A 12,512-nucleotide genomic window follows, 5' to 3' on the forward strand; every position below is an offset into this window, starting at 1 on the left:
GACAGCTTATTGCAACATGTGTCAAAACAGATGACCGGAAAAAACTGAAAATCTCTCTTAATGGGGAAGTTTCGTCGGTTGTGCGCTTGCCGATAGATCAAAAGGTCGCAGACCTTCAATATAATTTTATATTGCACTAATTTATGTCAATGGTACTATTTTATATAAACAGGAGTAAATATAAAATGATTTCCGCTCTAAAGGCGCTTCTTTTCGTGCTCGCAGCGTCCGGTATCGCATCCACTGGTTACGTTTTTTATAATGGCGGGCTTTCGCCTAATGACTGGATCTATCAGGGAGGTTCGCCGAGCAATTGGACCAATGGTGGTGTCCATGGCGCTCCAGGCCCGATCGCCGGTGCCGGAATTCCCCTCGCCGCCGTCATTGGCTACGGAGCTTATTGGTTGGCGAAACGTCGTCGCAACTCTAAATAGCGCAGGAACGCACGGCTCACGTTATTGGGTGCTGTGCCGGGCTGTCCGACAGTCTGTTCGGATGAGCGAGAATTTGCTTGCGCAGCATTCTTTCGCGATCGGTTGTTATTTCTCCCTGGTTGCTACATGAGGTCAGGCGTACCGGTACGTGAGGGGATTTGGTCGCACAATTTGCGGACCGATATGTCCCGTGCAGACTTTTTTGGAAGTCTGTTTTTGGTCGGCTGTGCCAATGGGCTCGCGGGCAAGGGCGTCGCTGCGGTCAGCCAATTGGGATGGACCGCTGCCCTGTTTGCGACGTTCAACATAAGTGTGATCGTCATTGCTTCCTGCGCAGCCGGGATCTGGCTGATATCCCAAGCGAAGCGTGAAGAAATCCGGCCTAACGATATTGCGGTCGGTGCGGCGGCTTTGCTTCTCATCGCTCTCCCGGTCGCTCCGCTGGCCTGGCTGGCAGTGACTGGTCTGTGTCTCTACCTTATGCTTTCGAGAGATGCTGATCGGTCTACGTATTCCGGTGCCGTGATTCTTCTCGCGACGACCATGCCAATGCTTTGGAGTCGCCTCTTGTTTCATTGTTTTTCAAAATCTATTCTAGTGGTTGACGCTGCAATGGTTGCTTGGCTGTTGGGTACACAGCGTGCTGGAAATATGGTCGAATTTGCTGACCATACGGGCACATTGGTTATCTTTGAAGCATGTTCATCTTTGGCCAACGTGTCTCTGGCAATGCTTTGTTGGGTTACCACCAGCCACCTTGTCCATCGAAAGGCGAGGCCCATCGACATATTTTGGTGCATGCTCGCGTGTTGCAGCGTGGTCGCAATAAATGTCGCGCGCGTGAGCCTCATGGGGTTGAGCGGTCTTCATTACGCAGCCGTGCACAGCGCAATAGGCAATGCAGTTGCAAACGGAGTGACCCTAGCGCTGACGGTCGCGATCTGTTTGTGGGGCGTAAGAGCCGATGTTCTCGCGCGGAATTAGGCTGTCCTTCATTCTGGTGGTTGCCGTGCTGACGATAGCATGGAAGGCAACGGTTGTTCCTGAAAATCCGAATAATCTGACTGCTGGTCTTCTCGAATTTCTAGGCAAGCACCAGTATGAGGCGGTAGTCACCGATAGGTCGTTAGAAGACGCGCAAATTGTCGAGGCAAGATCACATGAGTGCCATCTTTGGGCAGCAAGAGTTTCGCCTCTTGGCTACGAAACAGATCTCGTTCGGCGAATGAGCGAAGCAAACGGGCGCGTTTCATTCATCTTCCGAGGCCGCATCTATGCAGAGCAGCCCGTCGGTCTTACGATCGTAAGTTTTCTTTGGTTTCGCCTTCTCCGCGAACTCGGATTCATCAGGCGAGTTCCACCGGTCATTGCTGTGGTTTCTTCATGCGATGTAGCGCAGTTGCCTTGGGAGCAGATTTCTCGGTAACATGCTCGCAAAGGTGTCGTTCTGCTTAACTATTGCACAGCTCTTTTGGCGGTTGGCTTTGGCCGGCATCCGCTTGGCGACACTTGAACTTCCAGGAAAACGACCCCAAGCGCGGTGCACTTTGGTGAGTCGAATCGTCAATGCAGGCGACGAAATATTGTCGGCTTTGCTTAGTGGGGTCCCGCGTTCGACTGACCGCTGGAGTCCGGTTCTGCGCCAGGTAAAATTGCTCGACGCACTTTGCCAGCGATGAAATGCGTCTACCCAGAGCATCGGCACGCGAGGTTTGCGAGAAAAGGCCGATGCGGTCGCGATCGTGGCCCGGCGTGCAAGCAGGCGACCCATCGTTCGATGGATGGCCAGGTAGCGCCAATTGAAGAAATCGGGCCGGCGGAATACCTGTGCGTGGTGGATGACGACGATATGATCGCGATGAAAGATGGGTCCGGCATTGGCCAGACTGATCAGGCGACCTCCAGCAGCAGCGCGCGCGAGTTCAATCTGATCCCAGGCATGTCCGCTCAGCAGTCCTATCCTGCGAACCTTGATGCGGGTGAGATTGATCGCTTCGCTCGTCTCGCTGGGCACGAGCAATTGCCACTCGGCTCCTCTGAGGGAGCGGGCGATTGGTCGGACGCAAGCAGGGCATCGATCGCTTTGACCAGTTCGGCGGCATAACGCTGAACGCCGGTCAGCTTTTGCGAGAGAAAGCGGCCGTTGATGAAAAGCTTCAATTTTGTGCCGTTCGGGTTGTCGATGCCACAAAGCGTGATCGCGATTTGTGCTTTCGAACCAAATGTGAGCGCGGAAGGAAGCAGCCCGAAGGCACGGAATTATGACGGCTTCGGTCGCTTGATCGCGCTGTTCGTTCGGTGCTGCCCGGGAACACTTGTTGAAGGACTTGCCGGGCAGGCGGGAGCCTTTTATGGACGCGCGTCTGATGTTGCGTGGGCAGGCAAAGGGCGCCCCCTTCTGGCTAACTTGGGATGGCTGACATCCGAAGCGCCCGGCATTAAGCTTGCCGATGCGAGGGGGCTGTTCTCCAATGCTGAACCCTTGCCTCTACCGGTTCAGTCTGGCAATGCGGTATATGAGGACGAACAACGGAGTTTATTTTGGCCCCCGTGGTGGTTACCGGCGCTGCTGGCTTCATCGGCATGCATGTCTGCGAGCGCTTGCTCGCGCGCGGGGAACGAGTTGTCGGCATCGACGTAGTAACCCCTTACTATGATCCGGCGCTCAAGCGCGCTCGCCTCGAGATGCTCAAGCATGATGCTTTCACGTTCCACGAGATAGACCTTGCAGATTTCGCTGCGGTGACGCGTGTGTTCGACGAGGTCTCGCCCGACCGCGTGGTGCACCTTGCGGCGCAGCCCGGCGTGCGCGCGTCGATCGACGATCCCATCACCAGCATCCGCGCCAATTGCGATGGCTTCGTCACCGTGCTCGAAGCTGGCCGGCGCCATGGTCTGGCGCATCTCGTCTACGCCTCGTCGAGCTCCGTGTATGGCGCCAATCGCACCTTGCCGTATTCGACCGAGCATTCGGTCAATCATCCGGTCAGCCTCTATGCCGCGAGCAAGAAGGCCAACGAGCTGATGGCGCACACGTTCGCACATGTTCACAAGCTGCCGGTGACCGGTCTTCGCTTCTTCACCGTCTATGGTCCATGGGGCCGGCCCGACATGGCCGCCTGGCTCTTCACGCGCGCGATCTTTGCGGGTGAGCCGATCAAGCTTTTCAACAATGGAAATATGTGGCGCGATTTCACCTACATCGACGACATCGTCGAGGGCGTGATCCGCACCCTCGATCGCCCCGCGACGCCGAATCCCGCGTGGAACGCCGAGCAGCCGGAAAACTCGTCGAGCAATGCGCCGTATCGCGTCTACAACATCGGCAACAATTGCTCGGTCAACTTGGTCGAGTTCGTCGAGACACTGGAGAAGATCATCGGCAAGCCGGCGATCCGCACGCTTCTGCCGATGCAGGCCGGCGACGTCCTCGAGACGCGCGCCGACATTTCGCCCCTGCAACGCGACGTCGGCTTCACGCCCTCGACGCCGCTGGCGGATGGCTTGGGCCGCTTTGTCGAATGGTATCGAAATTATCACCGCGTATAAATCCCTCTCTTGAGTAGCTCACACGTGTCCCAAAAAATCATCCCCCTGATCATGTGCGGCGGTGCCGGAACGCGGCTGTGGCCGGCCTCGCGCGAGGTGCGCCCCAAGCAGTTCCTGCCGTTGTTCGGCACGCGCTCGACCTTCCAGGACACGCTGCTCCGCGTCTCGGAGGCCTCGCTGTTCGATCGCCCGATCGTCATCACCAATGCGTCCTACCGCTTCATGGTGCTGGAGCAGCTCGCCGAGATCGGCATCGAGGCCGACGTGATCCTCGAGCCGATGCGGCGCGATTCCGGCCCCGCGATTGCCGCCGGCGCGGTGTTCGCGCAGAACCGCGCGAGTGAAGCGATCGTGCTCGCGCTCGCCGCCGACCACGTGGTGCAGGACAATGCGGCCTTCGTCGCGGCGTGCCGTGAAGGCCTCACCGCCGCGAGTGCCGGGCGTATCGTCACCTTCGGCGTCAAGCCGGAGCGGCCGGCGACCGAGTACGGCTATATCAGCCCGGGTGAGCTCATCTCCGGCGAGGTGCACGCGGTCGCGCGCTTCGTCGAGAAGCCGGATGCCGTGAAGGCGGCCGACTATGTCAATTCCGGCTATCTCTGGAACAGCGGCAACTTCATGTTTCCGGCCAGCGTCCTGCTCGACGAATACCGCAGGGTCGATGCGGCGAGCGTGGAGACCATCTCCAATGCTGTGACCAATGCCGGCCGCGATCTCGGCTTCGTGACGCTGGAGCCCGAGGCGTTCGGCGCGGCCAAGGCGATCTCGATCGACTATGCGGTGATGGAGAAGACCGCGCGCGCAGCGGTGGTGCCGGTGTCGTGCGGCTGGTCCGACGTCGGCTCATGGCACGCGGTGTGGGAATTGTCGGAGAAAGACGCGCAAGGCAATGCTTCGCACGGCGCCGCCGTGTTCGAAGATAGCCGCAATTGCAACGTCACCACCGATGCCGCGCTGGTGGCACTCGAAGGCGTCGACGATCTCATCGTGGTTGCGACTGCCGATGCGGTGCTCGTCTCGCGTCAAAAAGATGCCAACGGGCTGAAGCGGCTGGTCACAAAACTCAAGGCGGTCGCACCGAAAGTCACCGAGGAGCACCTCAAGGTGCATCGGCCCTGGGGCAGCTACCAGTCGGTCGACAATGGCGAGCGCCACCAAGTCAAGCGCATCGTGGTCAAGCCGGGCGGACGTCTGTCGCTGCAGAAGCACCATCATCGCGCCGAGCACTGGATCGTGGTCCGCGGCACCGCCCGCGTCACCGTCAACGAGACCGTCAAAAGCGTGCACGAGAACGAGTCGATCTACATCCCGATGGGCGCGGTGCACCGGATGGAGAACCCCGGTAAAATCATGCTGGAGCTGATCGAGGTCCAGACGGGAAGCTATCTCGGGGAAGACGACATCATCCGGATTGAAGACGACTATCAGCGCTCGTGAGCAAAGTGTCGCTCCAACATTCCCCGAACATTTGGAAATTGTCCTGCGAACTGCGACGATCGGAATAGGCTGTTATGACCGACGCCACGCACACGATCCGCAGCGGCGGGCTCACCGCAACCATCAAGGCGCAAGGCGCGGAGATGTGTTCGCTGGCGAGCGATGCCGGCATCGAGTTCGTCTGGCAGGCGGAGCCGGCCTGGCCGCGCCATGCGCCGCTGCTGTTTCCGATCGTCGGGCGCCTCGCCAATGACGAATTGCGGCACCGGGGCAGGACCTACCGGATGACCCAGCACGGCTTCGCGCGTGACAGCCGCTTTGCGTGGGTGGAACGTGGCGAAAGTCGCTGTGTCCTGATGCTCGAAGACAGCGAGACGACGCGCGCGCTCTACCCCTTCGCGTTCCGCCTGACGGCAACCTATGCGTTCGACGAATCCGGTCTCGATCTTTCACTCGTGATCGCGAACACCGGCAAGGAGATATTGCCGGCCTCGCTCGGCGGCCATCCCGCTTTCAACTGGCCGCTCCAACCTGGGCTGGCGAAGGAGAGCTACGCGCTGAGCTTCGCGAACGCAGAGCCATCGCCCGTCCGCCGTCTCGACGGCGGCTTGCTGCGCCCGGCAACGGAGCCGAGCCCGGTCACAGGCTCCGTGTTGCCTCTGTCCGAATCCCTGTTCGTCGACGACGCAATCATCTTCGATCGGATCGCGAGCAATTCGGTCCGCTATGCCGTGGAGCAGGGCGCCTCCACCGGGCCGTGGTTGAAAATGTCATGGCGCGGCTTTCGCGAGCTTGGCGTCTGGTCGAAACCATCGGGCGCGCCGTTCCTCTGCATCGAGCCCTGGCGCGGCTATGCCAGTCCGGCCGGCTTCGACGGCGAATTCACTGACAAGCCGGGCCTGATGCACATCGCGCCCGGGAAGGAAGAGCAATTGTCATTTCGGGTTGAGGTTGGATCGTCCTGAAGTCGGACGGCCTTTCTCGCATCTGAAGTTCTCAGACCTCGATCCGCGTGAGGTCCTCGCCGAGCACGACAGGACCCGCGTAGTCCCGCCTGACATCGGCAAGCAGCGCATTGAGCATGGAATCGTCGGTGCGAGGCCGGTGATGGGTCAGCGCGAGCTTCTTGACGCCGGCGTTGGCCGCGACCTTGCCGACTGTATCGCCGCAGGCGATCGTGAACTTCGCAAGCCGGCGCAAGTGCTCGTTGTCGATTTCCGGCGTGGCAAGGAAGCAGCACTGGACCAGCAAGTCGGCCCCCTCGGCCAGTCGCTCGAGACCGGGGCAGGGCACCGTGTCGCCCGAAATTGCGATGACCTTGCCCTCGGCCTCGAAGCGGTAGCCGAGACACATCCAGCGTGCGAGGAAGGCCGGCGACATGTCGAGGCCGTCGCCATGCGAGACGAGTTCGGCGCTGATCTTCCATCGCCCGGTGTCGAGAACGGGGCCCGGTATAATGTCGGTCGCGACGACTGGTTTCCAGCCGCCGAAGCTCGGCTCGCCCTGATCGCGCCAGGCGATGTCCTTGTCGTAGACCTGCGTGACCAGCGTATTGACGAGCCGTTCGGTATCCGGCGGTCCATAGATGCGCAGATCGTCCTTGCGCCCGTGCAGCCATGAATTGAGCATCACGTCGTAGAGGTCGCCGATGTGGTCGAAATGGTGATGGGTGAGAAAGACCGTGTTGATGGAGCCGAGCGGCACGCCAGCCTTGCTGAGCTGCACCATGACGCCGCGGCCTGCGTCGATCAGGATGTTTTCCTCGCCGAGCCTGATCAGCGTGGTCGTCGCCATGCGGCGCGGGTCTGGGCGCGGGCCGCCGGTGCCGAGCAGGATGACTTCCATGGCGCCGCCTCCTGGGACAGACTTTTCGGGGCGCCACAGTAGATTTGAAGCTCTTGGCGTGGCAAGCGGCCGCGGGATCGGCTTCAGCTCGCACAACAGCCGCTCGTACGGGGCTCCCGAACATGCTGCGCGAGATGAGAAGTGTGGGCCAATTCATACTTAATCCAGTTGGATCGTGACCAATGTTGTTTGGGCGCGCTAACGCGCCTAGTATTGCAGCAGGCAATTCGAGGGGGCTCGAACAGTCGTGAATGTACGTTCACAGGACGGCGCGCTCGGCGACCTGAGCTTCCAGGTCGGCCCGCAAGCACACAGGACATCCAACATCGTGGCTGATTCCTCAGGTCAGGAATTGCGTGTCGCTGGCCGCGAGCGGCTGATCGTCGTCGAGGACGATCCGGTGACGCGGACGATGCTGGTCGGTTATTTCAGCGAGAACAATTTCGACGTGGTCGGCGCTGGCTCCTGCGCCGAATGCCGCCAGGCGCTGCGGACGCGGACCGATCTCGTCTTCCTCGACCTGCAGTTGCCCGACGGCGACGGCTTCGATCTCGCCAAGGAGATCCAGGCGACCAGCAATGCGGGCATCATCTTCGTGACCCGCCGCGACACCGACGTCGATCGTATCCTCGGCCTCGAGATCGCGGGCGACCACTACGTTACCAAGCCGATCAATTTGCGCGATCTGCTCGCACGCGCGCGAAGCGTGCTGCGGCGGCGCTCGATCGACCGCAAGGCGGCGCGCACCCACAATTCGATCGCGTTCGGCGACTGGATCATCGACCTGACGCGGCGCGAGCTGCTCGGCAGCGACGGCAAGCCGGCGGCGCTGACGCGCGCCGAGTTCGACCTGCTCGCGGCGCTCGTCGGAGCCGACGGCAGGCCGCTCAGCCGCGACTATCTGATCGAGGTCGTCAGCAACCGCCAGGCCGAGGTCGACATCCGCACTGTCGATGCCCTGGTGGCGAGACTGCGCCGCAAGCTCGTCGGCAGCGGTACGCCCGTCATCACGACGGTCACCGGCGTCGGCTACAAGCTCGCGCTGAGCGAGCGGCTCTAGACGCAAGCGCAGCACGACATCGTGCCGGCGGCGCCATCGGGTTCAGCCACTGAAACCGACGAGGAACCGAATCGCGAGAAAGGCCGACAAGGCCACGGCGCCGGTCGCGACGATTGCAAACAAAACTCTCAAACTATTGTGCATGATCTCTATTCAGGTTCGGTTTCAAAGTTCGGTTTCAAAAATGTCGTTCGTCCAACCGCTGCTCGTCTTAAGGCAGCAACTCTAATTCTATTGGCGTGATGCGACCCGTTTCCACTTGGCTTCGACGCGAGCCTTGATGAGGCGGACCCGGGCTTCCTGTGCTGCCCAATATGCCCTGCTCGCTGCGGCCGTGCCTTGACGGTACCGCGCGTAAACCTCCTTCGGCCGTGCCGGTCCCTTTTGATTGTGCACTGACTTCTGATGGTCCGCTGACTTCGAGACGGTGGCCGGCGTAGTTGGTGCCGGTGCCACATCTGGGACGGCCGCAGCCTGGTTTCCCACACTCGTCGAGTTCATGGCGACAAGACGGTTGCGGGCGCGATGACAATAGACCTGCGAGCGCGGAGTCATGGACTCCTCGTCATGACCGGCTCGATATTTCATCAGGGCCCGGCAAAGCTCCCCGCCTGCCAGGCGCCATGCGCGGCTCAGATAGAGAACGCCGTAGTGGATGTTGATATCGGGCTCTGCGAGCTCTGCGTTATTTCCCCGAAATCCGAGCATCGCTGCCGTCTCGGGCCGAACCTGCATGAGGCCGATCTCGCCGACGGCGCCGATGGTGGCCGGATTGTAACCGCTTTCAACGAAGACGACGGCCTCCGCGATGTCGGCGGGCAGATTGGTCTTGGCCGTTTCTCTTTCGATAATTTTTCGGATTGCCGCCCGCGACGCCGGCGTCTCTCCGGCGCCGAGATCTGCATTGTGACTGCCGGCCGCCAACGCCGGTTCCACGTCGTCCTGAGCCTGCACGGAGGTGGATGCCAACCAAAGCACAGCGATCGCAACGTGTGTCCACGTCGCGCGGGCATTGATGTGTGTTAGATCCCGCAGCATGGACACGTATTATCTCTTTCGAGTTAACAACCGATTTTCTGACGGCCCGGGGGGCGGCCCGGCTCGGACGGCGCGAGCGGCCAGCGGCGCATTGAAGCTATCGCGACCGCGAGCTCTGGTCGGTTGATGTGCTTGGCGCAGCCCCGGCCAATTTGTCGTCGACCGCATAGAGCGTGCAGGTGGGCGACCATTTTGTGCAGGCGCCTAGTGAATCGCGCTGGGCGTCGTCGGCGGTCGCGCGCCCCGAACGCCAGCCGTAACCGCCGCTCGGCGACACCGCAAAAGCCTTGTGCGGCATCGTGCTGGCGAGATAGCGCGCGAACTCGGCACGCGCGGCCTCGCTGAGCTGGCCCGGTGGCGGGAGCGGATCGGGAGGGCTCAGGACATCGTGGCCGAGACCTCGCTCGCGCAGGAAGGCGTCGAGATACGGCGTCCATTGCGGACGGCTCGCGACCGAATAGAGATAATGGCCATCGTCGCCATAAGGCGGCGCTGCGATGAATTTCGCATTGCCGCCATTGGCGCGAAATCCGTCATGAAGGCGGCGCGCGAGTTCGGGACCGAAGTATGAATCGTTGGCGGCGTAGACCCACAGCATCGGCGCGCGCGAGGTCTTGCCGAACGTGGCGAAGGCCTGCACCAGCCCGTTCGGATTGCAGACGTCGTCGTCGTCGCGCGAGCCGCGCCCGCCGGCAAAGCTGATCGCGGCGACGAGACCCACGGGCGCCTGCGCGGTCAAGGCGACAGTGGCGAACCCGCCGGCGGAATGGCCGGCTGCGATCATGCCCGAGGTGGTGACGTCGGTCCTGCGCGCCATCGCCTCGATCGCCGCGCGCAAATCCGCCACCGCGACCGCCGCGGCCGGCAGATAAGCGGCATTGGCGCAGCCGCCGACGCTGTCGACGCGCCCGCCGGGCGAGGTGCCGTAGCCGCGCCGCATCACGATCAGCGCGGCAAAGCCGCGCCGGGCATATTCGAGAGCGATGCCGTAATATTTGTGCGCGGACATCGTCGCGCGGTCGTCGAAACTGCGCGGCGAGCCGTGGCTGAGCAGCGCGAGCGGATAGCGCCTGGTCCCGGCCGGCCGGACCAGGAACGCCTCCAGCCCCTGCGATCCGGCCTCGGCCATCGGGATACGCAAATCCTCGGTGTAGAACTCCGCGGCCATCGCATCGGGCGCGATGCCAGCCGTCGCAAGCCAGGCCATCAGAACAACCAACAGCCTCTGAAACAGCGTCATGCCCCGACTCGAAAAGCCCCGATCGAAAGACCATAGCATGATCTCAGGAACGGCCGCCCCATCGCGGGTGTTGTGCTCTTGGCGGGGGCTTGGCCGATGCTATGGTATCGCGCAATTCTACGACAGGACGAGGTATATCCAGTGGCTGATGTTCATCCCGCGGCGGGCAAGCAGGCCTCGCCGGACGCGCTCACCAACGTTCCGCGGCTGGTGACGGCCTATTTCGCCGGCAAGCCCGATGTCGCCGATCCCGCGCAGCGGGTGGCGTTCGGCACCTCCGGCCATCGCGGCACCTCGTTCAAGACCAGCTTCAACGAGGGCCATATCCTCGCGACGACGCAGGCAATCTGTGATTACCGACGTGAAAAGGGGCTGAGCGGTCCGCTCTTTATCGGCATCGACACCCATGCGCTGGCCGAGCCCGCGCTGGTCAGCGCCGTCGAGGTGTTCGCGGCCAACGGCGTCGACATCATGATCGACAAGGACGGCGGCTACACGCCGACGCCGGTGATCTCGCATGCGATCCTGACCTACAACAAGGGCCGCACCTCGGGGCTTGCCGACGGCGTCGTCGTCACGCCGTCACACAATCCGCCCGAGGACGGCGGCTACAAATACAATCCGCCGCATGGCGGACCGGCCGACACCGACGCGACCTCCGTGATCGAGAAGCGCGCCAACGCCTATCTCGCCGACGGCCTCAAAGGCGTGAACCGCATCGACTACGCCAGGGCACGCAAGTCTGCGAACGTCCACGCCTATGACTACGTCACACCCTATGTCGCCGATCTCGGCAACGTCGTCGATCTCGACCTGGTCAAATCCGCCGGTGTCAATATCGGTATCGATCCGCTCGGCGGCGCCGCCGTGCATTACTGGCATCCGATCATCGAGCGCTACGGCCTGAAGGCGACCGTGGTGAACGAGGCGATCGACCCGACGTTCCGCTTCATGACGGTGGATTGGGACGGCAAGATCCGCATGGACTGTTCCTCGCCTTATGCGATGGCGAGCCTGATCGCGATGCGCGACCGCTTCGACGTCGCCTTTGCCAACGACACCGACGCGGACCGCCACGGCATCGTGACGCGCACCGGCGGCCTGATGAATCCGAACCATTATCTCGCGACCGCGATCTTCTATCTGTTCGCGCACCGCCCGAACTGGGGCAAGGACGCCGCGATCGGCAAGACCGTGGTGTCGAGCTCGATCATCGACCGCGTCGCGAAGAAACTCGGACGCAAGCTGGTCGAGACCCCGGTCGGCTTCAAATGGTTCGTCGATGGCCTGCTCACGGGCGGCTTCGGCTTCGGCGGCGAGGAGAGTGCAGGCGCCTCGTTCCTGCGCCGCGACGGCACGGTGTGGACCACCGACAAGGACGGCATCATCCTCGGCCTGCTCGCGGCCGAGATCATGGCCAAGACCGGCCGCGATCCGAGCCAGCTCTTCAACGAGCTAACCGCCGAGTTCGGCGTGCCCCATTACGCGCGCATCGACGTCGCCGCCACCACGCCGCAGAAAAACATCCTGAAGTCCGTCACGCCCGAGCAACTCGGCCTGAAGGATCTCGCCGGCGATCCCGTCCGCGCCACGCTGAGCAAGGCGCCCGGCAACGGCCAGCCGTTCGGCGGCATCAAGGTCGAAACCGATTTCGGCTGGTTCGCCGCCAGGCCGTCAGGCACCGAGGACGTCTACAAGATCTATGCGGAGAGTTTTCGCAGCCCCGAGCACCTGAAGGCGATTCAGCAGGAGGCTCAGGCAGGGTTGGCGAAGGTGTTCGGGGCGTAATCGTCGCGGGCGCCTACCCGCGTACATTCGCGTAGCCGTTGCAGCGCCGTCATGGCCCGGTTTATCCCGGCCATCCACGTCTTTGGCACGGCATCACGACCGTGGATGCCCGGGACAAGCC

At 61.9% G+C, this 12,512-nt stretch carries 12 protein-coding genes; 8 read left to right on the forward strand and 4 right to left on the reverse strand.

Annotation, left to right across the window (positions count from 1 at the left end):
• The first annotated feature begins 185 nt into the window (after window positions 1–185).
• Together AC0L21_RS15775 and AC0L21_RS15780 are read left to right on the forward strand one after the other, a co-directional pair.
• Window positions 186–434, forward strand: coding sequence for a hypothetical protein (locus AC0L21_RS15775; protein WP_473262751.1), 249 nt, complete (start codon window positions 186–188; stop codon window positions 432–434).
• Between the two features lie 183 nt (window positions 435–617).
• Window positions 618–1,418, forward strand: coding sequence for a hypothetical protein (locus AC0L21_RS15780; RefSeq protein WP_473262752.1), 801 nt, complete (start codon window positions 618–620; stop codon window positions 1,416–1,418).
• A gap of 397 nt (window positions 1,419–1,815) precedes the next feature.
• On the opposite strand, the gene AC0L21_RS15785 is transcribed toward AC0L21_RS15780, so the two are convergent.
• Window positions 1,816–2,454, reverse strand: coding sequence for a hypothetical protein (locus AC0L21_RS15785; RefSeq protein ID WP_473262753.1), 639 nt, complete (start codon window positions 2,452–2,454; stop codon window positions 1,816–1,818).
• A gap of 32 nt (window positions 2,455–2,486) precedes the next feature.
• Between AC0L21_RS15785 and AC0L21_RS15790 the strand changes: the two genes are divergently transcribed.
• From AC0L21_RS15790 to AC0L21_RS15805, 4 genes are all read left to right on the forward strand, one after another.
• Window positions 2,487–2,699, forward strand: a complete 213-nt coding sequence (locus tag AC0L21_RS15790; protein ID WP_473262754.1) for a hypothetical protein — start codon at window positions 2,487–2,489, stop codon at window positions 2,697–2,699.
• Window positions 2,700–2,975: 276 nt separating this feature from the next.
• The gene (locus AC0L21_RS15795; protein ID WP_473262755.1) at window positions 2,976–3,983 is read left to right on the forward strand and encodes an NAD-dependent epimerase/dehydratase family protein; all 1,008 of its coding nucleotides are present in this window, start codon (window positions 2,976–2,978) and stop codon (window positions 3,981–3,983) included.
• Window positions 3,984–4,007: 24 nt separating this feature from the next.
• The gene (locus AC0L21_RS15800; protein WP_473262756.1) at window positions 4,008–5,420 is read left to right on the forward strand and encodes a mannose-1-phosphate guanylyltransferase/mannose-6-phosphate isomerase; all 1,413 of its coding nucleotides are present in this window, start codon (window positions 4,008–4,010) and stop codon (window positions 5,418–5,420) included.
• A gap of 74 nt (window positions 5,421–5,494) precedes the next feature.
• Window positions 5,495–6,385, forward strand: a complete 891-nt coding sequence (locus tag AC0L21_RS15805) for an aldose 1-epimerase family protein (protein WP_473262757.1) — start codon at window positions 5,495–5,497, stop codon at window positions 6,383–6,385.
• A 31-nt stretch (window positions 6,386–6,416) separates the two neighbouring features.
• On the opposite strand, the gene AC0L21_RS15810 is transcribed toward AC0L21_RS15805, so the two are convergent.
• Window positions 6,417–7,265, reverse strand: coding sequence for an MBL fold metallo-hydrolase (locus tag AC0L21_RS15810; protein WP_473262758.1), 849 nt, complete (start codon window positions 7,263–7,265; stop codon window positions 6,417–6,419).
• Between the two features lie 247 nt (window positions 7,266–7,512).
• On the opposite strand from AC0L21_RS15810, the gene AC0L21_RS15815 reads away from it, so the two are divergent.
• Window positions 7,513–8,325, forward strand: a complete 813-nt coding sequence (locus AC0L21_RS15815; protein ID WP_473262759.1) for a response regulator — start codon at window positions 7,513–7,515, stop codon at window positions 8,323–8,325.
• A gap of 231 nt (window positions 8,326–8,556) precedes the next feature.
• Here AC0L21_RS15815 and AC0L21_RS15820 read toward each other — a convergent pair whose 3' ends face one another.
• Window positions 8,557–9,363 (reverse strand): transglycosylase SLT domain-containing protein, encoded by an 807-nt coding sequence (locus tag AC0L21_RS15820; RefSeq protein ID WP_473262881.1) that lies wholly within the window; start codon window positions 9,361–9,363, stop codon window positions 8,557–8,559.
• 97 nt (window positions 9,364–9,460) lie between these two features.
• Window positions 9,461–10,603 (reverse strand): alpha/beta hydrolase family protein, encoded by a 1,143-nt coding sequence (locus AC0L21_RS15825; RefSeq protein WP_473262760.1) that lies wholly within the window; start codon window positions 10,601–10,603, stop codon window positions 9,461–9,463.
• A 141-nt stretch (window positions 10,604–10,744) separates the two neighbouring features.
• On the opposite strand from AC0L21_RS15825, the gene pgm reads away from it, so the two are divergent.
• Window positions 10,745–12,391, forward strand: coding sequence for a phosphoglucomutase (alpha-D-glucose-1,6-bisphosphate-dependent) (gene pgm / locus AC0L21_RS15830; protein WP_473262761.1), 1,647 nt, complete (start codon window positions 10,745–10,747; stop codon window positions 12,389–12,391).
• Window positions 12,392–12,512 lie beyond the last annotated feature (121 nt).

The organism is Bradyrhizobium sp. WSM4873, from assembly GCF_055811355.1.